This window comes from Bradyrhizobium amphicarpaeae (assembly GCF_002266435.3).
Taxonomy (GTDB): domain Bacteria; phylum Pseudomonadota; class Alphaproteobacteria; order Rhizobiales; family Xanthobacteraceae; genus Bradyrhizobium; species Bradyrhizobium amphicarpaeae.
Genome location: NZ_CP029426.2, coordinates 2,088,722 through 2,111,737, shown reverse-complemented (window position 1 = coordinate 2,111,737; position 23,016 = coordinate 2,088,722). Strand labels below are relative to the sequence as shown.

At 64.8% G+C, this 23,016-nt stretch carries 20 protein-coding genes; 14 read left to right on the top strand and 6 right to left on the bottom strand.

Annotated elements, in window-relative coordinates; translation table 11 throughout:
* Window positions 1–82 precede the first annotated feature (82 nt).
* The 3 genes from CIT40_RS09835 to CIT40_RS09825 are packed head-to-tail and all read left to right on the top strand — an operon-like array spanning window position 83 to window position 2,264.
* Entirely contained in the window at window positions 83–895 is an 813-nt protein-coding gene (locus tag CIT40_RS09835) for an SDR family NAD(P)-dependent oxidoreductase (RefSeq protein ID WP_094892251.1), read from the top strand.
* A 12-nt stretch (window positions 896–907) separates the two neighbouring features.
* A complete protein-coding gene (locus CIT40_RS09830) occupies window positions 908–1,462 on the top strand; it encodes a carboxymuconolactone decarboxylase family protein (RefSeq protein ID WP_094892250.1) in 555 nt (184 codons plus the stop codon).
* A 1-nt stretch (window position 1,463) separates the two neighbouring features.
* Window positions 1,464–2,264: an SDR family NAD(P)-dependent oxidoreductase gene (locus CIT40_RS09825; RefSeq protein ID WP_094892249.1), complete on the top strand. Its 801-nt coding sequence runs from the start codon at window positions 1,464–1,466 to the stop codon at window positions 2,262–2,264.
* Between the two features lie 71 nt (window positions 2,265–2,335).
* On the opposite strand, the gene CIT40_RS09820 is transcribed toward CIT40_RS09825, so the two are convergent.
* Entirely contained in the window at window positions 2,336–3,670 is a 1,335-nt protein-coding gene (locus tag CIT40_RS09820; protein ID WP_094892399.1) for a PQQ-dependent sugar dehydrogenase, read from the bottom strand.
* A 177-nt stretch (window positions 3,671–3,847) separates the two neighbouring features.
* On the opposite strand from CIT40_RS09820, the gene CIT40_RS09815 reads away from it, so the two are divergent.
* The 4 genes from CIT40_RS09815 (at window position 3,848) to CIT40_RS09800 (ending at window position 7,540) form a co-directional block, all read left to right on the top strand.
* On the top strand, window positions 3,848–5,038 hold the full coding sequence (locus CIT40_RS09815; RefSeq protein WP_094892398.1) for a urate hydroxylase PuuD: 1,191 nt from the start codon (window positions 3,848–3,850) through the stop codon (window positions 5,036–5,038).
* Window positions 5,039–5,182: 144 nt separating this feature from the next.
* Complete coding sequence (locus CIT40_RS09810) at window positions 5,183–6,040, top strand: VOC family protein (RefSeq protein WP_094892248.1); 858 nt, start codon at window positions 5,183–5,185, stop codon at window positions 6,038–6,040.
* A 77-nt stretch (window positions 6,041–6,117) separates the two neighbouring features.
* Window positions 6,118–6,393, top strand: a complete 276-nt coding sequence (locus CIT40_RS09805; protein WP_094892247.1) for a hypothetical protein — start codon at window positions 6,118–6,120, stop codon at window positions 6,391–6,393.
* 187 nt (window positions 6,394–6,580) lie between these two features.
* On the top strand, window positions 6,581–7,540 hold the full coding sequence (locus CIT40_RS09800) for a lytic transglycosylase domain-containing protein (protein ID WP_094892246.1): 960 nt from the start codon (window positions 6,581–6,583) through the stop codon (window positions 7,538–7,540).
* 39 nt (window positions 7,541–7,579) lie between these two features.
* Here CIT40_RS09800 and CIT40_RS09795 read toward each other — a convergent pair whose 3' ends face one another.
* Window positions 7,580–8,563, bottom strand: a complete 984-nt coding sequence (locus CIT40_RS09795) for a Bug family tripartite tricarboxylate transporter substrate binding protein (RefSeq protein WP_094892245.1) — start codon at window positions 8,561–8,563, stop codon at window positions 7,580–7,582.
* A 454-nt stretch (window positions 8,564–9,017) separates the two neighbouring features.
* On the opposite strand from CIT40_RS09795, the gene CIT40_RS09790 reads away from it, so the two are divergent.
* The 3 genes from CIT40_RS09790 (at window position 9,018) to CIT40_RS09780 (ending at window position 11,420) form a co-directional block, all read left to right on the top strand.
* Complete coding sequence (locus CIT40_RS09790) at window positions 9,018–9,632, top strand: hypothetical protein (RefSeq protein WP_094892244.1); 615 nt, start codon at window positions 9,018–9,020, stop codon at window positions 9,630–9,632.
* Window positions 9,629–9,907 (top strand): HGGxSTG domain-containing protein, encoded by a 279-nt coding sequence (locus CIT40_RS09785; protein ID WP_094892243.1) that lies wholly within the window; start codon window positions 9,629–9,631, stop codon window positions 9,905–9,907. The genes CIT40_RS09790 and CIT40_RS09785 overlap by 4 nt, the downstream gene beginning before the upstream one ends.
* Before the next feature lie 265 nt (window positions 9,908–10,172).
* A complete protein-coding gene (locus CIT40_RS09780) occupies window positions 10,173–11,420 on the top strand; it encodes an MFS transporter (RefSeq protein ID WP_094892242.1) in 1,248 nt (415 codons plus the stop codon).
* 64 nt (window positions 11,421–11,484) lie between these two features.
* Here CIT40_RS09780 and CIT40_RS09775 read toward each other — a convergent pair whose 3' ends face one another.
* Window positions 11,485–13,797: a PAS domain S-box protein gene (locus CIT40_RS09775; RefSeq protein WP_094892241.1), complete on the bottom strand. Its 2,313-nt coding sequence runs from the start codon at window positions 13,795–13,797 to the stop codon at window positions 11,485–11,487.
* A 127-nt stretch (window positions 13,798–13,924) separates the two neighbouring features.
* Window positions 13,925–14,338 carry a response regulator gene (locus CIT40_RS09770; protein WP_094892240.1) on the bottom strand — a complete coding sequence of 138 codons (414 nt, stop codon included), beginning with the start codon at window positions 14,336–14,338 and terminating at the stop codon, window positions 13,925–13,927.
* A gap of 327 nt (window positions 14,339–14,665) precedes the next feature.
* Here CIT40_RS09770 and CIT40_RS09765 point away from each other — a divergent pair, with 327 nt between their 5' ends.
* The 4 genes from CIT40_RS09765 to CIT40_RS09750 all read left to right on the top strand — a co-directional run bounded on the left by CIT40_RS09765 (window position 14,666) and on the right by CIT40_RS09750 (window position 19,331).
* Window positions 14,666–15,379, top strand: a complete 714-nt coding sequence (locus tag CIT40_RS09765) for a Crp/Fnr family transcriptional regulator (protein ID WP_094892397.1) — start codon at window positions 14,666–14,668, stop codon at window positions 15,377–15,379.
* A gap of 141 nt (window positions 15,380–15,520) precedes the next feature.
* Window positions 15,521–16,726, top strand: coding sequence for a M20/M25/M40 family metallo-hydrolase (locus CIT40_RS09760; RefSeq protein WP_094892239.1), 1,206 nt, complete (start codon window positions 15,521–15,523; stop codon window positions 16,724–16,726).
* A gap of 173 nt (window positions 16,727–16,899) precedes the next feature.
* Window positions 16,900–17,988: a mandelate racemase/muconate lactonizing enzyme family protein gene (locus CIT40_RS09755; RefSeq protein WP_094892238.1), complete on the top strand. Its 1,089-nt coding sequence runs from the start codon at window positions 16,900–16,902 to the stop codon at window positions 17,986–17,988.
* Between the two features lie 194 nt (window positions 17,989–18,182).
* On the top strand, window positions 18,183–19,331 hold the full coding sequence (locus tag CIT40_RS09750) for an amidohydrolase (RefSeq protein WP_094892396.1): 1,149 nt from the start codon (window positions 18,183–18,185) through the stop codon (window positions 19,329–19,331).
* Here CIT40_RS09750 and CIT40_RS09745 read toward each other — a convergent pair.
* Both CIT40_RS09745 and CIT40_RS09740 read right to left on the bottom strand, forming a co-directional pair.
* Window positions 19,328–20,515 carry a CaiB/BaiF CoA transferase family protein gene (locus CIT40_RS09745; RefSeq protein WP_094892237.1) on the bottom strand — a complete coding sequence of 396 codons (1,188 nt, stop codon included), beginning with the start codon at window positions 20,513–20,515 and terminating at the stop codon, window positions 19,328–19,330. The genes CIT40_RS09750 and CIT40_RS09745 overlap by 4 nt on opposite strands.
* A 78-nt stretch (window positions 20,516–20,593) precedes the next feature.
* Entirely contained in the window at window positions 20,594–22,879 is a 2,286-nt protein-coding gene (locus CIT40_RS09740) for a heavy metal translocating P-type ATPase (protein WP_094892236.1), read from the bottom strand.
* Window positions 22,880–23,016 lie beyond the last annotated feature (137 nt).

Genomic DNA, 23,016 nt, shown 5'->3' with positions numbered 1-23,016 from the left:
ATGGCATCTGCGCGGGACTGCCGGCCTTCTCTCCTGTCAGGGCGATTGCTAATCTGCACGAAAATAATTGGGATGAAACGACATGCAGGGCCCTGAGGACGATGCCGGTCTCGCCGGCAAGGTTGCGCTGATCAGCGGCGGCGGCGCCGCGGGCGACGGCGTCGGCAACGGCCGCGCTGCAGCAATCTTGCTGGCCCGTGCCGGCGCCAAGGTGCTTGTCGCCGATCGCGACCTCAAGCTCGCCGAACGCACTGTGGAGATGATCGCGGCCGAGGGCGGCACGGCCGCGGTCCATGGCGGCGATGTCACCAGCGAGACCGATTGCCGGCTGCTGGTCGAAGCTGCGCTCGATCGCTGGAGCCGGCTCGATTTCCTCGACAACAATGTCGGCATCGGCAGCCGCGGCAGCGTGGTCGACGAGGCGCCCGAACAATATCGCCGCGTCATGCAGGTCAATGTCGAGACCATGTTCCTGCTCTCCAAGCACGCGATCCCCGCCATGATCAAGACCGCCAAGGGCGGCGCGATCGTCAACATCTCCTCGATCTCGGCGCTGCGGCCGCGCGGGCTCACGACCTACACGACGTCGAAGGCCGCCATCATCGGCCTGACGCGCGCGATGGCGGTCGATCACGGCCGCGACAAGATCCGCGTCAACTGCATCTGCCCGGGCCCGATGTACACACCGATGGTCTATGCCCGCGGCATGAGCGAGCAGGCCCGCGCCCAGCGCGCCGAAGCCTCCGTGCTCAAGACCGAAGGCACCGGCTGGGACGTCGGCCACGCCGTCAAGTTCCTGCTCAGCAACTTTTCCCGCTACATCACCGGCCAGGTGCTGGTGGTGGACGGCGGCGTCACGCTGCAAGCCCCCGAACGCGAGTCACAAGAACATTAGAGGAAACACACGATGGCCCGCCTGCCCTATCTCGAGGCCGACCAGGTCGCGCCCGAATATCGCGACATGCTCAAGCGCAACACGAATCTGCACAAGCTGCTGGTCAACTCGCCGGAGATGGCGCGCGCCTTCAACGGCATCGGCGGCTATATCCGCTTCAAGAGCCAGCTCGACCCGCGTCTGCGCGAGCTCGCGATCCTCCAGGTCGGCTGGATGGAAAAATCGGAATACGAGTTCACCCATCATGTGAAGATTGGTAAGGAGTTCGGCGTCACCGACGAGGACATCGCCGGCCTGATGGCGGAGACCGAGGGTAAGCCCTCGAAGCTCGAGCCGCTGGCCAGGGCGATCCTGAAAGGCGCCCGCGAGATGGTTCGGCAGCTTGCAATGACGGACGTCACCTTCGCCGAGATCAAGCGGCACCTCTCCGACGAGCACATGGTCGATCTCGTCCTGACCATCGGCTTTTATTGCGGCGTGGTGCGCGTGCTCGCCACCATGAAGATCGACAACGAGCCCTATTACAAAGAGGTACTCCAGCAGTACCCGATCCCGGGAGTGAACTGAGATGCGCCTGAAAGACAAGGTTGCAATCGTCGTCGGCGCCGGCCAGAGCCCCGGCGAAGGCATGGGCAATGGCCGCGCCACCGCCCTGACCTTCGCGCGCGAGGGCGCAATGGTCCTGTGCGTCGATCATCATCTGGAATCTGCGCAGGAGACGGTGGCGATGATCACCGCGAAACATGGCTCCGCCGCGGCCTTCAGGGCCGACGTCACGAAGTCCGCCGACATCAAGGCGATGGTGAAGGACGCACAGTCGCGCTGGGGCCGGATCGACGTGCTGCATAACAATGTCGGCGTCAGCCTGTCCGGCGGCGATGCCGAGCTGCTGCAACTGACCGAGGAAGCGTTCGACCGTGTCGTCGCCATCAACCTGAAGAGCTGCATTCTCGCGGCGAAAGAAGTGATCCCGATCATGCGTACGCAAGGCAGCGGCGCCATCATCAACATCTCTTCGATGGCGGCGATCACGAATTATCCCTACGTCGCCTACAAGGCGACGAAGTCGGCGATGATCGCCTTCACCGAACAGCTCGCCTACCAGAATGCCGAATACGGCATCCGCGCCAACGTCATCCTGCCCGGCCTGATGAACACCCCGATGGCCGTCGACACCCGCGCCCGCGAATGGCACAAGACCCGCGCCGAGGTCGAAGCCGAACGCGACAGCAAGGTACCGCTACGCAAGAAAATGGGCACCGGCTGGGACGTCGCCAACGCCGCGCTGTTCCTGGCGTCGGACGAGGCGAACTTCATCACCGGCGTGACGCTGCCGGTAGATGGCGGGGCCAGCGTGAGGCGGGGGTAGGTCGAAGCGAACTCAGTGCCGGCTTCGCTATCGCGAAGCCACCCTCTCCCTCAAGGGAAGAGGGTACACCGTCACTGTGGCTGTCGGCTCACCCGCCAGATCGTGCCGTTGCCATCCTCCGACACCAGCAGCGATCCATCCTTTGCGACGGCAACGCCGACCGGCCGCCCCCAAACGTCCGTGTCGCTGACGACAAAGCCCGTGACGAAATCCTCGTACTCGCCCGTCGGCTTGCCGTCCTTCATGCGGATGCGGATGACCTTGTAGCCGGTGCGCTTCGACCGGTTCCACGAGCCGTGCTCGGCGGCGAAGGCGTCGCCCTGGTACTCGGACGGAAACTGCGTGCCCTGGTAGAAGGCCATGCCGAGCGAGGCCGAATGCGGCTGCACCAGCACATCGGGCACCGTCACTCTGTCCTTGATATCGGGTCGCGCGCCGGCATGGCGCGGGTCTTCGTTGCCGCCGATATAGAACCACGGCCAGCCGTAGAACGCGCCTTCCTTCACGCTGGTGACGTAATCGGGCACGAGATCGTCGCCGAGACCGTCGCGCTCGTTGGTCGAGCACCAGGGCAGCCCCGTCTGCGGCTGGATCGCGAGGCCGACGCAATTGCGGATGCCGGTGGCGTAGATCTTCCGCTCCTTGCCATCAGGATTGAAAGCCAGCACCGCGGCGCGTTCGGTCTCGCTGGCCCATGCCGCGCCGAGTGGCTGCGCTTTCGACCACGCCTCCATTCCGCCCGGCGGCGTGCCCAAACCTTCCGCGACATTGCTGAGCGAGCCGACGGAGACGAGCATGCGCTTGTTGTCGGGCGTGAAGACGATGTCGCGGGTGGAATGGCCGCCGTCATGCGGCAGGCTTGCCACGATCGTCTCGGCCTTGCCGCGCGCCTTGAGATCGCCGGCCTGATAGGGAAAGCGAACGACGCTGTCGGTGTTGGCGACATAGACCCATTGCGGATTGTCACCGCTCGGGAAGAAGGCGATGCCGAATGGCTGCTTCAGACCGCTGGCGAACACTTCATTGGTCGCGAGCTTGTTGCCCTCCCCGGCGCCCAGCACGCGGATGGTGCCGGCCCGCGTCTCCGCGACGAAGACATCGCCGTTCGGCGCCACCCTGATGATGCGCGGCGCGCGCAGACCTTCGGCAAACAGCTCGACCTTGAATCCCGCCGGCACCTGGAGCCCAGCCTCCGGCGGACGCGGCACCACGCGCGACGAGCTCGCCACCGACCGCGTCGCACCGGGCTTGACCAGATCCTGCGGGCGGATCAGCCGGATTGTGCCCGGCTTGTCGGCCTGCCAGTCGCCATAGGCGTCCTTGCCCTGCAACACCGGCTCGGCCTGCGCACCGGTCGCAACCAGCAGCCCCGCGAATATCGCGACAGACAAAATCCTGCTCTTCAAGTCGTCCTCCCGGTCAACAATGCCCTGCCGCATCCCACGTCAATCGATGCCCGCACGATGTGCATCGGCTCCAACCCATCGTACTGGAAAACGTCGCGGATAGGTGCGACACATTGGTAGGGCGGAGGTTGCGGTCATCATAGCTGCGGCATCGCTGTCGCTTTTGACGGGATGATCATGTGGGGATCCATCATATCGGAATGGGCGAGCCTGCTGCTGCGCTGGCTCCACGTGGTGGCGGCGATCGCATGGATCGGCAGTTCCTTCTATTTCATCGCCCTCGACCTCAGCCTCAAATCCAGAAGTGACCTGCCCGACGGCGTGCAGGGCGAGGCCTGGCAGGTCCATGGCGGCGGCTTCTACCGGATCATGAAATATCTGGTCGCACCCTCTCAGATGCCGGACGAGCTGACCTGGTTCAAATGGGAAGCTTACACCACCTGGCTGTCCGGCTTCGCGCTGATGGTGGTGGTCTATTATCTCGAGGCCGATTTGTTCCTGGTCGACAAGTCGATCCTCGACCTCACGCCATTCCAGGCCGGGCTGTTCAGCTTCTGCAGCCTCGCGTTGGCGTGGCTGCTCTATGAAGCCGCCTGCCGTTCCGGTCTTGCGCAGCGCGAATTGCCCTTTGCAATCGGCGGCTACCTGTTCCTGGTCGCGCTGACCTACGCCTTCACCCATGTGCTGAGCGGCCGTGGCGCCTTCAACCAGATCGGCGCGATCATCGGCACCATCATGGTGGCCAATGTCTTTGCGCTGATCATCCCGAACCAGAAGAAGATCGTGGCCAGCCTGATCGCGGGACAGGCGCCAGATCCGAAGCTCGGCAAGGCCAGCAAGGAGCGCTCGGTCCACAACAACTACCTGACCCTGCCCGTGGTCGTGCTGATGATCAGCAACCACTATCCCCTGCTCTACGCCACGCGTTTCAACTGGATCATCGTCGCCATCATCCTGGCGCTGGGACCCGTGATCCGCCATTTCTTCAACGAGCGCCACGCCGGGCGCAAATCGCCATGGTGGGTGTGGGGCGTCGCTGCAATCGGCGTGATTGCGATCCTCTTGCTTTCCGCAGCCGGCCCGCGCGAGGTGAAGACAGGCGCGCTGGCAGCGCAGCCGACCCTCGCCGCCGTCGAGGAGATCGTGACGTCCCGTTGCAGCATGTGCCACGCCGCCGAGCCGGTCTGGGTCGGCATCGTCACCGCGCCGAAGGGCATCCTGCTCGATGCGCCCGAGCACATCCACCGCAACATCCGCCTGATCGGCCGCGTCGCGGCCTGGTCCAATGCGATGCCGCCGGGCAACATCACCGAAATGACCAGCGAGGAGCGCGCGATCCTTGCTGCCTATCTCGAGCAAGCCCGCTGATGCTGCCGCGCGTCGGCGAAGCATTTCGCGGAACGAAATTCCGTAATCCGCATCGAATTGAAAATGACTTGGCCGCCTATCCGGCGTAGACAGGACCAGCCGCCGCCGCGGCGCAAAGTCAGCTTGCATTCGGGGATAAGAAAAGTGGCCCTCAAGAACGTCATCGGTATCGACCACGCCGTGGTCATGGTGAAGGACCTCGACAAGGCCGCCGAGAATTATCGGCAGCTCGGCTTCACCGTGTCGCCGCGCGGCACCCACAGCGCGCATATGGGCACCGGCAATTACACCATCATGTTCGACCCCGATTATATGGAGCTGCTCGGCGTGCTCGCCGCGACCGAGCACAACGCGCCGGCGCGCGCCTTCCTCGACAAGCGCGGCGAAGGCATCGAGCGCATCGCCTTCACGGCGGTCGATTCCACTGCCGGCGCCGAAGAGATTCGCGCACGCGGCTTCACGCCTGTCGGCCCGACCGATTTCGAGCGTCCGGTGACCTTGCCTGACGGCACGGTCTCGGCGGCAAAATTCCGCACCTTCATGTGGCCGACCGCGGAAGCGCCCGGGGGCGTGCGCATCTTCGCCTGCCAGCACAAGACCCGCGAGACGGTCTGGATTCCCCAACTGATGAAGCACGCCAATGCGGCGAAGCGGATCAGGCAGGCGCTGATCGCAACACCCGAGCCCGCGAAGGAGGCCGCGCATCTTGGCCGGCTGATCGACCGCGAGCCGTTCGCCGAGGCCGATGGCGCGGTCACGGTGCGCTCCGGCGGCGATCGTGCCGACTTCGTCTATCTGTCGCTGGAGCAGCTCGGAAAGCGCTATCCCGGCGTGCCGCTCACAGGTCTGTCCGAGCGCGGCGGCGCGGCGCTGGTGCTCGTCAGCGGCGATCTGGCGGCGACCGAGAAGGCGCTGGGTTCGGCAGCCGTGCGCAGCGGGCCCGCGATCTGTGTGCCGCCGGCCAAGGCCAACGGCACCCTGCTCGCCTTCGTTGCCGGTTGATTTGAACCAATTCTTTAACGCGCGTTTACCCGGCGGCTCTAGGATCTCTCGCGATCCAAGCCACCGGGGCGAAGCGCATGTTCAAAGAGGGATCGCCGATCGCCTATGAGGCGCCGGCCGAACTGAAGAAGTGGCCGTCGCTGAGGGGTGAGCGGCAGAAGGACCGGGGTCCGCCCTATCTCGTCTACAACGGCACGCTGGCCGACTGCGTCCGCGAGCTGATGGGCAAGCCGATCAAAGGCATCTCGCTCTACGACATCATGACGACGCCGCAAGCGGCCTTCGACCAGACCGTGCTGTCGCCCGGCGATGCCGCCGAGATCGCGATGCGAAAGGATTTCCCGAAGGAATAACCGATACATCCGGCATTCGTCGCAGCTCCGGACGCTCCGGGGAACACGACGATGGCTTCCCGTAGTGGAACACCGTACTAACACCGGTCGCTTTGCGGAATCGCAGCTTCGCCGCAATTGCGGTTAACAAGTCCTTGTCACCGGCGCGTCGCCGCGCGTTCCCCACGGTTCGAGGACTTCCACAGAGATGCGATTTGTCGTCGCGGCTTGTGCCGCGCTTTTCATCCTGATGTGCGACTTCGACCTCGCGGCGTCGCGGCAGGTATCGACTTTCGACAGCGCCCGCCTTCAAGACACTCAGGCATCCCCGCTCGTTCCGGTCGTCGAGCTGTTCCTCGCGAGCGTGCAGGCCATCGAACTTGCCAATGCGCGCGCTGCCTTTGAGCAAGCGATCGAGCCGCCGCCAGCCGTCGAAGCTGCCGCACAGGCGCCGGTTTCATCGACCGAACGATTCTGCCATGCGCTTCGACAGGCCGCCGAGGCCAGCGGCATTCCCGTGCCGTTCTTTGCCCGCCTGCTCTGGCAGGAGAGCCGCTTCAAGTCCGACGAAGTCAGCCAGGCCGGCGCACAGGGCGTCGCTCAATTCATGCCGGAGACGGCCGCCGAAGTCGGGCTCGACGACCCCTTCGATCCCATCAAGGCGCTGCCCGCATCGGCCAGGTTCCTGCGCAAGCTGCGCGATGATTTCGGCAATCTCGGCCTCGCGGCGGCAGCCTATAATGCCGGTCCCGGCCGGGTTCAGAAGTGGCTCGCCAAGGAGAGCGAGCTGCCGCGAGAGACCCGCGACTATGTCCGCATCGTCACCGGCACCAACGCCGAAGACTGGACCGAGCGGTCCGAGGCGCTCGCGATCCGTATCGACCTGCCACGCGAAGCGCCATGCGAGGGCATCGGCAGTCTCTCCAAGGCCCGGCACGTCGCCTGGGTTCCAGTCAACTTGACGCCGTCCGCGACTGCTTTCATTCGCAAGGCCGAACAGCTCGCCGCGCGCCTGAGAACGAACCGGGCGCGCAAACGGTTCGTCTCCCTGCTCCACAAGAACGCCCCGGCTCGCGGCAAGGCCAGGAGCATGATCGCCGTCCGTGCGGCGAAGGGCACCAAGGCCCGCGCCATCCGCGTCGCGGAGCGCGAGCGCCCGGCGAGCTGAGGCGCCGACCTCACCCGCGCCTTCGACGCGACCGCGTCCCTACTCCGCCTTGATATCCGCGGCCACGACGACCTCGGCAAGCTCCTTGGTCTCCTTGGTGATCTTCGCGGCATACTCGGCCGGTGTCAGCACGCTGACGACGCCCTGCGAGCCCAGCTTGTCAGCGACCGCCGGATCTCTCGCCGCCGCAACGATCTCCCGGTGCAGCGTCTCAAGGATCGGCGCCGGCGTTGACTTCGGCATGAAGAAGCCGACCCAGAACGAGATGTCGAAGCCGGGATAACCGGCTTCCGCCACAGTCGGGACATCAGGCAGCGCCGGCAGCCGTTCGGCGGACGACACCGCCAGCGCACGCAGCTTGCCGGCCTTGACCAGCGGCACCGCGGAGAGCGGATCGAACACGGCCAGCACCTCCTGGGCGAGGATGCCGACCTCGGAAGCCGCGCCGCCGCGATAGGGCACGTGGATCAGCTTGATGCCGGCCTTCTGGCTCAGCAGCTCCATGGCGAGATGGGCAAGGTTGCCGTTGCCGCCCGAGCCGTAAGCCAACGCACCGGGTGCAGCCTTCGCCGCCGCGACGAGATCGGCCACTGTCTTGATGTCGGCCGTCTTGGGATTCTCCGGATTGACCACGAGCACGAGCGGCGCCGAGACGACGGTGGTGAGCGGCGCGAAGTCCTTTTGCGGATCGTAGCGGATATCCCTGAACAGCGTCTTGTTGAGCGTGATGGTGGACGAGTTGCAGGCGAGCATGGTGTAGCCGTCGCCGTCCGCACGTGCGACGCCCTCTGCGGCGATCATGCCGTTGGCGCCGGCGCGGTTCTCGACCACGAAGGGCTGCCCGAGCTTGTTGCCCAGGCGATCGCCGACGATGCGCGCGACGACATCGACCGGCCCGCCGGCGCTGAAGCCGACCATGACCTTGACCGGCCGCACCGGATATTTCTGCGCCGATGCCTCCGTCGTCAGCGCAGCGGCGCATAGTCCGGCGATGACGACCAGCAGGCGGATGGTTCGTTGCATTGGTTCTCTCTCCCCGGACTTCGGCAGCGCCGCTTGTGCAGGCTTGTTGGCGCGACGCGTTCGAAGATCATGAATAGCGGTCACGCCGGATTTCGCAATCGCGCTGGGGCGCCGGCATTCCGCCGCACGGCAGGTGCGGGCCGCCTGCAAGCAAAAAATGCGAAAACAACCCCATGCACAGTAGACGGCCCTTGTCGAAACAACGACTTACGCCAGGCCACAAGCTTCGGATGTTACGAAATCAATTTTGACTCGTCGGGCAAAACAGGGGCATAATGCCATCATCGCGATACGCGTCAGCACCCGGCCTCCACGGCCATGTGGGACTCATTTCGGTCGCGCACAAGCCCAGCATCGACATCTGAAACGCCACCGCCGCACGGTGAATACGCGTGCCGGTTTCGCATTGGCGGAGCCCTCTCGCGTGTGCCGTGGGCCCAAGGGAGACATCGACATGACGACAGCCATGACACGCAACAGCACGACACCAATCGCCAGATACGCCAGCAGGCCTACTCCGCGGGTCAAGCTCAGTGAACAGCGGATCGCAATTCAGCATCCGGACGTAGAGACCGGAGAGCGCCTGTTGGCCGAGGCGCTCGGTGCGGTCGACCAGGACGCCCTGCACGGCATCCTCAAGCAATTGATGAAGGCCAGCGTGATCCTGCGGAAGCCGGATGAGGACAATCTGGCCTTCATGATCTCGATGATGAAGAGCATCGCGCCTCGGGATTCGCTCGAGGCCATGCTGACGGCGCAGATGGTGTCCGTCCACGTCGCGACCATGCGCTTTACCTGCCGCCTCGCCTTCGCCGAAGCGCTTCCGGAGCAAGAGGGCATCTCCCGCATCTTGACCCGGCTGGCCCGCTCCTTCACCGCCCAGATGGAAGCCCTCAATCGTCACCGCGGCAACGGCGATCGTCAGATCACGGTGCAGAACCTGTCGGTGCAGGATGGCGGCAGCGCGATCGTGGGGAATGTCACGCAACAGGCGAATCTGATCGCTGCCGAGCCGGGCACCGCGACGGACGCGGGACCGACCGCAGCCATACAAGGCGCCACCGCGTGATCGCCGGTCACACCCGCAACACGCGCGCGATGGCGGCGAGCCCGCGCTGCGGCGCCGGCACCCGCGAAGGCCACGCCTGCCGCGCGCCCGCGATGCGCGGCAGGCTCCGCTGCCGCATGCACGGCGGCGCGCCCGGATCGGGCGCGCCGAGGGCAAACCGCAATGCGCAAAAGCATGGCGCCTTCACGCGCGAGCAGATCGCGGAGCGACGGGCGATCCGGGAGCTGCTCGACGAGGCAGGGAAGCTGCTGACGGAGACGGCGAAATTCCGGTAGGCCGCGAGGAGAAAACTGCGCAAAAACGCTCTTGAGAGAACATAAACCAGCAATAAGTGCTCTTAAGAGCAATTCATTACGCAGTTCCTTCCGGCCTACGACCTGGTTGTCGGCGATCAGGGACGGTTTGCCAATGCAACAAACATTCTGTCGCAACATGTCCGCTTCCTGCTCGACGCTTCATGCAGGAGTAGCTCGTAGGATGGGTTGAGCCCTCCGCCCCAATCCTGTAATCCCACCTAAAACCAGCCGGGACGAGACACTCATGGAGACTGCTGCCGACGACGCGGGCACGGCCACCCGCGCGCTGATCTTCGCGCTGCTCGCGCTCGCCTGCGGTCACATGCTCTCCACCTTGCTGCGCACCATTCCCGCGGTGAGCCTCGACCTGATGGCGGCGGATTTCCACATCGAGCCGCAGGCGCTGGCGAGCCTCACCTCGATCTATCCGTTCGCGTTCGCCGCAGCGCAGATCCCGGTCGGGGCTGCGATGGATCGGTTCGGCGTGCGGCCGGTGTCGCTAAGCCTGCTCGCGGGAACCGTGCTCGGCGCGGTGGCGTCGGGATTTGCCACGGGGGCCGCGAGCTTTGCTGTCGGGCAGTTCATGCTGGGGGTCGCCACCTCGGGCATGCTGATGTGCCCGATGACGCTGGCGGCCAAGCAATTGTCGGCGGCCCGGTTCGGGCTGTGGTCCGGCGCGATCCTCTCGATCGGCAATATCGGCATGCTGTTGTCGTCGAGCCCGCTAGCCTTCGTGATCGACGCTTGCGGCTGGCGCGCGGGATACTGGATATCCGCTCTCGGCGGCGTTGCAGTGGCGCTCGCGGTGTTCGCGCTGGTGCCGCAGCAGCCGGCCGAGCACAAGGACGAGTCCTCGCCCTTGTCGCAGATGATCGAGGTGCTCAGGCTCGGCCTTTCGCGCCCCCTGCGCGGGTTGATCGCGCTCGCGCTGGTGTCGCTGGCGACATCATTGGTGCTGCGCGGCCTGTGGGGCGGCCCGTGGCTGATGGACGTGAAGGGCTTGTCGCGGGTCGAAGCCGGCAATCAGCTCGGCGCATTCACGCTGGCGATGATCGCGGGGCCATTGTGCATCGGCATGATCGACCGCAGGCTCGGCCGCCGCCGCGCGCTGGTGGCAGGCTCGCACATGGTCGGGGCGTTGCTGCTGGCGCTGATGGCGCTCGGGGCGCCGCATTACGCGGTGTCCGTGCTGTCAGGCATGACCGTGATGCCGTCGCAATACGACCTCGTGCTGTTCGTGCTGATCGGCCTTGCGACATCCGCCCAGCCGCTGCTGTTCGGCATGTCGCGGCAGCTGGTCGACGCGCAGATGGCGGGCAAGGCGCTGGCGGCCGTGAACCTCGCCTTCTTTCTCGGTGCGGCCTTGATGCAGTCGCTGACGGGAGCGGTGGCGGCGCTCGCCGGGCTGCCGGCGGTGCTCCTATTCATGGCGGCGATGCTCGCTGTCGGCGTGCTGTTGTTTCTGACTTACACGACGTCGCCGCGTTCTTGAGATAGACGAGCTACCTGCGAATGTCTTCAGCGATTTCGTCGCGCCTGAAGCAATCTCTGCACCATCATCCGACGGCAACCAATTCGGCCTTGTTCTCTATCGCCAAACGGAGCATTCGTGCGAGGTCTGCCCGCCGATAGGGCTTGGAGAGCAGCAACACGCCCGGGTCAATTCGCCCCTGATGGCTCAGCGCGTCTTGCGGATAGCCCGATGTGAACAGCACCTTGACCGAGGGCCGACGCCGGGCAACCTCCAGAGCCAATTGGGTGCCGTTCATTGGTCCGGGCATGATCACGTCCGTGAACAAGAGATCGAAGGCCGCGCCCTCATCCACGATTGCGAGGGCCTCTGTTGCGTTGGCGGCGAGCAGAGTCCTGTAACCGAGCAATCGAAGTTGAGCGATCACCGACCTACGGACGGCGTCATTGTCCTCCACCGCAAGAATTGTTTCCGATCCGCCCTCGAATATCTCCTGCAACTGGTCGGAAGCCAGATCCGCCGTCCGGCCTGCCCTTGGCAGAAAGATCTTGAATGTCGTGCCGCATCCTTCCTCGCTGTAAATCCGGATTTGCCCCCCGGATTGTTTGACGAAGCCGTAGACCATGCTCAATCCCAAACCCGTTCCCGCGCCGGCCTCCTTCGTCGTGAAGAACGGCTCGAACACCTTAGTCAGCAGTGCCGGCGGAATACCGATACCGGTATCGCTAATTGCGATGAGCACGTAGTCGCCCGACGGAACGTCGTCGTCCGACTTGACCTCACCCGGGTCAAACACGATGTTGCTCGTCTGGATTTCGAGTTTGCCGCCTTGCGGCATGGCGTCGCGCGCATTGATGGCCAGATTTACAATGGCTGCACTGAGCTGGTTCGGATCGACCAGCGCCGCGCAGGCTTCCGCCGTCGAGGTCATGCTGATTTCGATCTCTTCGCCCAAAGTGGGACGCAAAAACCTAGCGACGTCCGCCACCAGATGGTTGACGTCCACCGCACGCGGCTGCAAGGGCTGCTGACGGGAAAAGGCCAGCAGCCGCGAGGTCAGCTCCGCGCCACGGTCCGCAGCATCGCTGATCAATTTCACGATTCCCGCAAGATCGGTTCGATCGGCGACTCCCGTTGCCAATATGTCGACCGTCCCCGTGATAACCGCGAGCATATTGTTGAAATCGTGGGCGATGCCGCCAGTCAACTGGCCGACCGACTCCATCTTCTGGGCCTGTGTGAGTTGCTCCTCCGCAGCGCGCCTTTCGGTTATGTCTCTCACGAAACCATTGATGATGTAGCCCTGATCGCGACGGAGCGCAGTCAACGAGACCTCCGTCAAGATTTCGGTGCCGTCGCGCCGCAACGATGGAGACTCGTAGCGCCACCCAGGCAGGCCCTTTTCGAACTCCTGCAGAAACTCGTTCAATCTTTGCATATCCGCCGCGCGCCGGTCCTCCGGCATGATCAGATCGCGCAGATGGCGTCCGACAGCTTCACCTCGAGACCAGCCCAACATGGACTCGGCGTTCGGAGACCAGCGCAGAATCGTACCGGCATGGTCGAGCTGGACGAAGGCATCGAGTGATGATTCGATGATGGCTTGCGCCAACTGCTCGCTCTCGAGCAGGGCCTTGTGTTCGCGCAATTTCGCGGTGTTGTCGCGGGCGACCTTGGCGGCTCCGATGATGGCGCCCGAACGGGATTTCACGGCCGAAACACTGAGAGAGACGCCGATTCGCCGCCCGTCCTTTGTCATCCGGACCGTATCGTGATGACTGATTTTCTCGCCGTTCCTGATTTTTGCCAGGATTGTTCGAACCTCGGAGCGCAATTCCTCCGGCACGATGATGTCGATGCTCTGGCCAATGGCTTCCGATGGGGCGAACCCGAACAAGATCTGTGCAGCGTGATTCCATCCGGTGATGATTCCATCGAGACTCTTCGTAATGATCGCGTCGTCCGAAGATTCGACCGCTGCGACAAAAAGCTGTTCGCGGTTTTCTTCCGATGGACCACGCTCCGTGGCAACACTCGGACGGGCGCGAACTGCTTCGTCAATCGCGCGCACCAATTCGTTGGGGCGGAACGGCTTGGACAGGAATTTCACATCGTTCATGTCCGGATCCTGCGCGTCGAGCTCCATCGCCGTCACTCCCGATATCGCTATGATCGACACGCCCGGCGCGCGTTCGCGCAACGCGCGTATTGCAGCGACGCCAGTCATGACGCCCCGCACGAACATGTCGACGATCGCCAGGTCGAAGTTCGAACCGTTCAACTCGCGCAGACCGGCAGCCAGACTTTCAACTGCCACCGCCTCAAATCCCTTGAAGCGCAGAGCCATCGAAATGGTGGCACGAACGGCCAGTTCGTCGTCAATAACAAGAATGCGCATGAATTCCTTCGGACTGCGTTCGCGTCTTCTCGGTCCTGACGATGCCGAAGCAACGACGGCTTGTTCTGGTTGCCGAAGTCGTGCTGCTCTCGAACTTTCGTTTTCGCGAACAGCAGGCTGCGGGCATTCAGGTGCCCTGTGCCACAAGTTCAGAGGCGACGGCTGTCTCCAGGCACTCCCCGACGATGTACAGCAGCGCGCTGGTCGTGAAGGGCTTCTTCAAACAATGGGACGCGCCGAGCTTGAGAGCCATCAGCAGAAATTCCGGCGCCTGTGTTCGCGGCTCGGCAAACACGTAGTCGGATATCGCGACAAGCGGGACGCTCGGCGCGCTCTTGTGAAACAGGCTTATGGATTCAAGGCCGTGCATGTGCGGCATGAAAATATCGACAACCATCAGATCGAAGGGAGTTTCCTTCAGCGCCTTCAGTCCGGACGTGGCGCCATCAGCGATGACGACTTTATGGCCTGCCGTTTTGAGCACCGCCTTGATCGCCGAACATACCAGCCAGTCGTCGTCGACCACGAGAATGCGCGACATCCATGTTCCCCCTGCATTTCAAATGACCTGCGGGCAATTCAGCCTCTTGCAAAACGAATCATTGCGATTCTGAGACAAAGGCTATTTTGCGTCTGCACCAGACCGTGCACGGAATAAACTCCGCAACCGGCGGGGTGGTGCCCCGCTACGGGCTGTCGTTTCTGCACGCATGGGTGCGTATGGAACCGTGCCGATATAAGGCCCGCGCTCCCGGGAGCTTGCTTCTTTCAGCAACAGCACCCATATTCGTTGTATTGTTGACTGCGAATATTGGGCGTCGACGACAGAGAGACCAATAGCGCTCCCGCCTTTAGGCCGGAGGCCGCCATGGAGTTTGTCCAGCGTTCACCCAATCGATTGCTGGCGCATTTGAGCCGCGACGATTTTGACCTGGTCGGCGGCCATCTCAGAACCACCCAGCTTGTTCACGCAGCGGAGCTTGTGGCTGCGGGAGACGATCTGGTCGATGCCTATTTTCCCCATAGCGGGGTCATTTCGCTGGTCGTGCGCCTGACCGGAGGCGAGGCCACCGAGATCGCAATGATCGGCAGGGACAGCGTGTTCGGAGCGTCAGCCGCGCTTGCAGGCCCCACGGCTCTGACCACCGCCGTCATACAATCGCCGGGCACCTGTTCTGCGATGCCAATAAGGCGTCTCAAGGAGGCGGCGGACCAAAGTCCAACGCTGCGTGCGATCCTCATAAGACATGAGCAGGCGATATTCGTGCAGGCGCAGCAGTCGGCCGGATGCATCGCATCTCATCCCGCCATGGCCCGGCTTGCACGGTGGCTGCTGCGCGCCAAGGACGCCGGCGGTTGCGACGAACTGGACTTCACCCAGGAATTTCTCGGACAAATGCTGGGCGTGAGACGGAATGCCGTGTCTTACGTGGCCGCCGAACTCCAGAAAAAGGGCGCGATACGCTTCAACCGAGGTCGGATCCTGATCACGGATGCCATAAAACTGGAAGCCATAGCTTGCGAGTGCTACGGCACGGTGAAGAATGAGCTGAGCCAACTGAAGCGCAACCCGCTCACTTGAGGTGCGTGCCGCGGCGGCGAGGCCGGCTCTGGCACCATGCACGGACAGCAACGCAGCGCCCTCGTTCATGCGTTGAGGTCGGCTTGCGAAACAGGCCGCTCCAAAGGATGCTGGGGAACCGCATCCAAAGGAAAGACCCTCATGCCTGTCGACACCAAAGCCGCCACCGACCGCCTCATGCGCTTCCTCGCCGTCGAGGGCGTGACCGGGCAGGAGGCGGCGATCGGGCGTGAGCTCAGCGCCGCGCTGAAGGAAAGCGGCGTGCCGGCGAAGGCGATCCGGCTCGACGATGCCAACACGCGCATTCCGGTTCCGACCGAGACCGGTAACCTCATCGTCGACCTGCCCGGCCGCGGCGCGCTGCATAACCAGCCGCGTATCATGTTCATGACCCATATGGACACCGTGCCGCTCTGCGCCGGCGCCAAACCGAAGAAGTCCGGCCGCAAGATCGTCAACGAAGCCAGGACCGCGCTCGGCGGCGACAACCGCTGCGGCTGCGGCGTGCTGGTGACGCTGGCGGCCGAACTCGAGAAGCACAAGCTCGACCATCCGCCGATCACGCTGTTGTTCTGCGTCCGCGAGGAGAGCGGGCTCTACGGCGCGCGCCACGTCAAGCTGGACGAACTGGGCTCGCCGGTGATGGCGTTCAACTATGACGGCGGCTCGGCTTCCAATGTCGTCATCGGCGCGGTCGGCGCCGACCGCTGGAGCGTCGAGATTTTTGGCCGCGCCTCGCATGCCGGCGTCGCGCCGGAGCGCGGCATCTCCTCGACCATGATCATGGCGCTGGCGCTTGCCGAGGTGAAGGCTGGCGGCTGGTTCGGCAAGGTCGTCAAAGGCAAGGGCGCGAGCGCGCGGATGGGCACCAGCAATGTCGGCCCCGTCACCGGCGGCGAAGGCCGCCCGGCGGGCGATGCCACCAATGTCGTCACCGATTACGTGCATGTGCGCGGCGAAAGCCGCAGCCACGACGGCAAGTTCTTCAAGGAGATCACCAAGGCCTACAAGGCCGCGTTCGAGAAGGCGGCCAAGAAGGTGACCAATGCGCAAGGCAAGTCCGGCAAGGTCAAGTTCAAGGCCGAGACCGACTATTTTCCGTTCCGCATGAAGGACAGCCAGCCTGTGATCAAGCGCGCGGTCGAGGCGGTGTCCGCGGTCGGCGGCACTCCGAACGTGCGCACTGCCAATGGCGGCCTCGATGCCAACTGGATGGTACGTCACGGCATTCCGACCGTGACCTTCGGTGCCGGCCAGAACGAGGCCCACACGATCGACGAGTGGATCAATCTCGACGAATATGACCGCGCCTGCGCGCTGGCGGTGCAGATTGCAACGATGCGATGAATTTGCGGTGCGTAGGGTGGGTTAGACGGCGGATGCGCGAAGCGCAGTCGACGGCGTAACCCACCAACTTTTTCACCGTGGAAACAGAAGTGGTGGGTTACGCCGAGCAGATACGCTACGCGCATCTGCTCAGCTAACCCACCCTACCAGAAAAGAAGAAGCAGGGAGGCACCATGCCGCTTATCGCAAACATCGAATCCGCCCTCTATCGGATCCCCCTCCCCGTCACACTCTCCGACTCCACGCATGGCGAGATCACCGCGTTCGAGCTGATCACCTGCCGCATCCGCGATGCCGATGGCGCCGAGGGCGTGGGCTACACCTACACCGTGGGCCGCAACGGCGGCGCGGTCGCGGACATCCTCAGGCGCGAAATCAGCCCGCTGGTCGAGGGACGCGAGGCTGACTATACCGAAGCGATCTGGCATCACGTCTGGTGGGCGCAACACTATGGCGGACGCGGCGGGCCGGTGGTGCTGGCGCTGTCCGCGCTCGACATCGCGCTGTGGGATCTGAAGGCGCGGCGCGCCAAGCTGCCGCTGTACCAATTGCTCGGCGGGTTCGATGCGCGCGTGCCGTGCTATGCCGGCGGCATCGACCTCGATCTCTCCGCGGACGAACTGATCAAGCAGACCGACGGCAATCTCGCCAAAGGCTTCCGCGCCATCAAGATGAAGGTCGGCCGGCCCGACCTGAAATCCGACCTCGCCAAGGTCGCCGCGATGCGGCAGCATCTCGGCGACGGCTTTCCGCTGATGGTGGACGCCAACATGAAATGGACGGTCGAAGAGGCCATCCGCGCCGCGCGCGCCTTCGTTCCCTACGACCTCACCTGGCTCGAGGAACCGATCATTCCCGACGACGTCGCCGGCCACGCGCGCATCATGCAGGAAGGTGGCGTTCCGATCGCGGCCGGCGAGAATTTGCGCTCGCTGTGGGAGTTCAAGAACTACATCGCGGCGGGCGCGGTGTCGTATCCGGAGCCTGACGTCACCAATTGCGGCGGCGTCAGCGCCTTCATGAAGATCGCGCGGCTGGCGGAAGCGTTCAACCTGCCCGTCACCAGCCACGGCGCGCACGACATCACCGTGCATCTGCTCGCGGCCTGCCCGAACCGCTCCTATCTGGAGGCGCACGGCTTCGGGCTGGACACCTACATCGAGCACCCGCTGGTGCTTCAGGACGGCAAGGCGCTGGCGCCGGACCGCCCCGGGCACGGCATCAGCTTCGATTGGGAAGGGCTGGCGAAGCTGAGGGCTTAGGATCGAGCGACGACGAGCGAGATGCGCCCCCTCTCCCGCTTGCGGGAGAGGTGAAGGGGACCTCGCGGCTCCGTTCATTGGAACCGACCACCAGCGGACTCTTGCCGCACGCGAGCCATTCCCTAACGCGTGATGCATGCCGCGGATAATCCGCTATGGTGACGGCAACCGAGACCCTGCGAGAGACGCCTCCCTTGACACCCGAACTGCACCAGAAACTGACTGAATGGCGCCGGCACCTTCATGCGCACCCGGAGCTGTCGCTCCAGGAGAAGGAGACCGCTGCCTTCGTACAGGAGAAGCTCACCGAGCTCGGCATTCCCTTCGAGGCCGGCATCGGCGGCCATGGCGTCGTCGCGACCCTGACGCGCGGACATGCGCAAAGGCGGGTCGGCCTGCGCGCCGACATGGATGCGCTGCCGATCACCGAGGACACCGGGCTTGCCTACGCTTCCAGGACATCAGGCGTGATGCATGCCTGCGGCCATGACGGGCACACCGCCTCGCTGCTCGGTGCCGCCGCGCTGCTCGCTGCCGACAGCAGCTGGAGCGGCACGGTCGATTTCATCTTCCAGCCGGCCGAGGAAGGCTTTGGCGGCTCGCGCGCGATGGTCGCGGCCGGGCTGTTCGACCGCTTTCCGATGGAGCGCGTGTTCGGCTTCCACAACTGGCCGGGCCTTGCCGCCGGCACCATCGCCGTGCACGACGGCGTCGTCATGGCTTCCGGCGGGCGCATCACCATCGTCATCGAGGGTCATGCCGGCCATGCCGGCATGCCGCATCTGACGCGCGATCCGGTGGTGGCGGCCGGCCATCTGATCGTGGCGCTGCAGTCGATCACCTCGCGCAGCGTCGATCCGCTCGATACCGCCGTGCTCTCGCTCTGCACCATCGAAGGCGGCACCGCGCCGAACCAGATCGCGGGACGCGTCACCATCCGCGGCACGCTGCGGTTCCATCGCGAGGCGGTCAAGGACGTCATCCTCGACGGCATCGAGCGGACCTGCGCCGGGATTGCGACGAGCTTGGGCGTCAAGGTGACGCCCGAGATCGTGATGGGCGTCGGCGTCGTGGTCAACACGCCTGATGAGGCGGACCTTGCGCGGATCGCCGCCGAGAAGGTGCAGGCCGAGCTGCGGCGCGACCTCGCGCCCAGCATGGCCGGCGAGGATTTTGCCCACTATCTCCAGCAGCGGCCGGGCGCCTTCGTCTGGATCGGCAATGGTGAATTGCGTGACGGCGCCGAACTGCACGGCCCGCGCTACGATTTCAACGACGCGATCCTGCCGGTCGCCTCCGGCTGGATGGCGGAAGTGGCCAAGACTGCGCTGGCGTCGAACTAGATGGCACCGCCTTGCCGCAGCGCCGCGATCTCCGCCTTGCCGTAACCGAGCTCGGCGAGAACCAGATCGGTATGTTCCCCGAGCGTCGGCGGTCGGCTCGCAATCTCACCCGGCGTTTCCGACAGCCGGACCGCAGCACGCGTCACCGGGGCGGGCTTCGGCAGACCGGGATAATCGACGTCCTGCATGAAGCCGGCGGCGCGGATGTGCGGATGATCCAGCGCCTGTTGCGGTGAGAGCACGGGCCCGGTCGGGATCATCGCACGTCCCAGCGCGTCGACGGCTTCCTGCGTGGTGCGCTCGGCACACCAGCGCGCCATCCGCTCGCTGATGACAGGGCCGTTGTTGCCGCGGCTGATGTCGTCGGCGAAGCGCGGATCGTTCAGCCAAAATTCCTCCTCGCCCATCAACCTCGCCCAGCGCTTGAACAGCGGATGTCCCGTGACCTGGCACAGCACCCAGCCGTCCCGCGTGCGGTAGATGTCGGCGGGCGCCGCGGTCTGGCCGAGATTCCCCGTCGGCACGCGATTGACGTTGATCACCGCCTGCTCGATCAGCGTCGCATTGGTGAAGGACAGCGCGGTTGCGAGCAGCGCGCCCTCGACGACCTGCCCACGCCCGGATTTGCCGCGCTCGATCAGCGCTGCGAGCGTGCCGAATGCGCAGTGCAGCGCGGTGCCGAAATCGACCCAGTTCACCGCGGCGCGATACGGCGGGTCGCCGGCGCCGGTCATGTACACCGATCCCGACATGACCTGCCCGACGCCGTCGAAACCGACCCGGTCGGACCACGGCCCCGGACCGCCGAACGCAGTCGCCGTCGTCAGGATGATGTCGGGCTTGATCGCCTTCAAGGACTCGTAGTCGAGCTTCATCGCACGCAAGGTCTGCGGCGGCAAATTGGCGACGACGACATCCGCGGTCGCGACCAGGCGGCGCATCACCTCCTGGCCCTCCGGCTTCATCGGATCGAGCGTGACGCACTTCTTGTTGCGGTTGATTTGGAGGAACAGCGCGCCCTCGCCGCCTTCGCCGACCGGCGCGACGAAGCGATCCTCGCTGCCCTCGCGCTTCTCGACGCGAATGACCTCGGCGCCGAATTCGGCCAGCAAGGTCGCGCAATAGGGCCCTGCGATATAGCGCCCGAAATCGAGCACCCGCACCCCCTCCAAGACTCCTCCCATAGAATCCTTCCCTGTCGTTTGGTGCAGATTACAGGGACTGGCCGCCGGGGCAAGTTGGGAAGCGCCAGCGGTTGTCGCCTATGCGGCGACGGCCTCGTAGATATCTTCCTCCTGGGCCGTGTGCATGCGCACCAGCGTTTCGATCGCCTCGATCACCCGCTGGGCGTCGCGAACGAGGTAGCGATCGATCTTCTCGGACGGCAGGTCCTCCGCGATCCGGGCGAGCAACCGCGCGAGATGCAGGATCTCGCGATGCGCGCGGCTCATGGCGGAGAGCCCGTGGCGGTCGCGCAGCACCTCCGTGAGCTTCGGATAGACGCTGTCTTCATCCTCGCGTTCGTGCATCACGACGCTGCTCTGGACCAGCCGGTCGGCCTCGCCGATCAAGGCAGCGACGGATTCGGGCACCGCGTCGTCGAGCGCATCGACGATCTGGCGCAAGCGGTCGAGATCCCTGAGCAAGGCCTGATGATCATGATGCAACGTAAGTCCCTGCTCTGCGGTGAGGCGCGGACCACTCCAGACGAGGGGCGGCTTGAGCGCCCGCAGCGCGTTCAGGATGACGGCGACATCGATCACCTCCTGGACAATCGCGGCGGGCACGGGATCGAGCCAGCCAAAGGCCGCCGCGACCATGGCGACCAACGACAATCCCATCCCGGCGAAGATGCTCTGCAGGGCAATGCGCCGCGTCCGCTGCGCGATGATGATCGCTTCGCCGACCCGATCCAGCCGGTCCGTGAGAATCACCACATCTGCCGCCTCGGAGGAGGCGCTTGCACCACGCGCGCCGAGCGCGATTCCGGTATCAGCCATGGCCAGCGCCGGGGCGTCATTGATGCCGTCGCCGACCATGATGGTCGGATGCAGCCGCTGCTCGCTCCGCACCGCTTCGACCTTGTCCGCAGGGACGCGGTCAGCCAGCACGGCATCGAGATCGAGCGCCGCTCCGATGGCCTGCGCCGCTGCGGCGCGATCACCGGTGACCATCACCATCCGCGCGATGCCGGCGTCGCGCAGCAGCCGGATCGCGCGTGGCGTGTCGGCCCGCAACTCGTCGGCCAGCAGCAGTGCACCGATCAGGCGGCCGTCCACCGCGACGAAGACGATCAGCGCCGAGCGCCACGAGGCACGTCTTATCGCCCGCAACTCCCATGGCGACAGCTCGGCATGCGAGAGAAGCATCTCTCGCGAGCCCGCCACGACGTGGCGTCCGCCGATCTGGCCGCCGAGGCCGGACCCCATGATCTCCTTGACTTGTTCGGGGGGCTCCAGCTTGAGCCCGCGATCGAGGGCCGCGGCAACGACGGCCTTCGCAAGCACGTGATGCGACGCTTGCTCGAGCGACGCTCCGAGCCTGAGGACCTCATCCGGATCCTCGCCCGGCGCGACTTCGACGGACAGCAACCGTGCTCCGCCCACCGTCAGGGTCCCGGTCTTGTCGAACAGCACGGTGTGCGCACGGGCCAGCGACTCCAGCGCGCTCCCGCCCTTGGCCAGGATGCCGCGGCGGGCCGCCTGCGCCACCCCGGCGATGAAGGCGACGGGTGCGGCCAGAATCAGGGGGCAAGGCGTCGCCGCCACCAGCACGGCAAGGCTGCGGGTCAAGTCGCCGGAGATGCGCCATGCCACGAAGGCGATGACGAGTGTCAGCGGCAGAAATATCAGCGCATAGCGGTCGGCCATCCGCACGAAGGGGGCTTTCGCAGTCTGCGCCGCAGTCACCATGCGCACGATGCCGGCGTAAGTACTCTCGCTGGCCACCGCCGTCACGGTCAATTGGAAGGTCTCGCCCGCGTTCAGAGAACCGGAAAGAACGGCGGTTCCGCGCGTCTTCTCCACCGGAATCGGTTCGCCGGTCACCGTAGATTCGTCGATGGTGGCAGAGGCCGACGCAACGACACCGTCGACCGGTACGATTTCGCCGGCCTTGACCAAAAGCTCTTCACCGACCGCGACGTCCTCGACCGGAGCATCCTCGATCCGCTCGCCGGATTTGCGATGCACTTGCCGCGGCGCCCGATCAACCAGCGAGCGCAGATCATGCTCCGCCCGTGCGACCGCGATCTCCTCCAGCACGTTGCCGCCGGAGTACATCAGCGCGACCACGGCGCCGGCGAGCGGCTGTCCGAGCGCCAGGGCCGCACTCATCGACAGCAGCGCGATCGCGTCCACGCCGACGCGGCCGCTCAAGAGATCCCTGACGATCGAGACCGCCAATCCCGCAATCACGGGCGCCGTGCCGAGCGCCCACGCGAGGTCGGCGAGATCAGGCCGGCCCGCGGCTCGCGCGAGAGCACCCGCAGTCAATCCTGCGATTGCGATCGCAACCAGAGCCCATCGCAGGACCCGATCAAACGACATGGCTTGCAAACATAGTTCGGTTTCCACGGCTGGATGCGAATGATCCTGCGCCGAAACCTGCTTTGCCAGTTGAGCTGTATCAACATGGCCGTCGCGCGGCACGCCGGCCCGGGGGAAACAACCCGGCGCGCTCGGCC

Coding starts and splice junctions, on each gene's coding strand:
- CIT40_RS09835 (WP_094892251.1), top strand. CDS start 83: ATGCAGGGCCCTGAGGACGATGCCGGTCTCGCCGGCAAGGTTGCGCTG.
- CIT40_RS09830 (WP_094892250.1), top strand. CDS start 908: ATGGCCCGCCTGCCCTATCTCGAGGCCGACCAGGTCGCGCCCGAATAT.
- CIT40_RS09825 (WP_094892249.1), top strand. CDS start 1,464: ATGCGCCTGAAAGACAAGGTTGCAATCGTCGTCGGCGCCGGCCAGAGC.
- CIT40_RS09815 (WP_094892398.1), top strand. CDS start 3,848: ATGTGGGGATCCATCATATCGGAATGGGCGAGCCTGCTGCTGCGCTGG.
- CIT40_RS09805 (WP_094892247.1), top strand. CDS start 6,118: ATGTTCAAAGAGGGATCGCCGATCGCCTATGAGGCGCCGGCCGAACTG.
- CIT40_RS09800 (WP_094892246.1), top strand. CDS start 6,581: ATGCGATTTGTCGTCGCGGCTTGTGCCGCGCTTTTCATCCTGATGTGC.
- CIT40_RS09795 (WP_094892245.1), bottom strand. CDS start 8,563: ATGCAACGAACCATCCGCCTGCTGGTCGTCATCGCCGGACTATGCGCC.
- CIT40_RS09790 (WP_094892244.1), top strand. CDS start 9,018: ATGACGACAGCCATGACACGCAACAGCACGACACCAATCGCCAGATAC.
- CIT40_RS09780 (WP_094892242.1), top strand. CDS start 10,173: ATGGAGACTGCTGCCGACGACGCGGGCACGGCCACCCGCGCGCTGATC.
- CIT40_RS09775 (WP_094892241.1), bottom strand. CDS start 13,797: ATGCGCATTCTTGTTATTGACGACGAACTGGCCGTTCGTGCCACCATT.
- CIT40_RS09770 (WP_094892240.1), bottom strand. CDS start 14,338: ATGTCGCGCATTCTCGTGGTCGACGACGACTGGCTGGTATGTTCGGCG.
- CIT40_RS09765 (WP_094892397.1), top strand. CDS start 14,666: ATGGAGTTTGTCCAGCGTTCACCCAATCGATTGCTGGCGCATTTGAGC.
- CIT40_RS09760 (WP_094892239.1), top strand. CDS start 15,521: ATGCCTGTCGACACCAAAGCCGCCACCGACCGCCTCATGCGCTTCCTC.
- CIT40_RS09755 (WP_094892238.1), top strand. CDS start 16,900: ATGCCGCTTATCGCAAACATCGAATCCGCCCTCTATCGGATCCCCCTC.
- CIT40_RS09745 (WP_094892237.1), bottom strand. CDS start 20,515: ATGGGAGGAGTCTTGGAGGGGGTGCGGGTGCTCGATTTCGGGCGCTAT.
- CIT40_RS09740 (WP_094892236.1), bottom strand. CDS start 22,879: ATGTCGTTTGATCGGGTCCTGCGATGGGCTCTGGTTGCGATCGCAATC.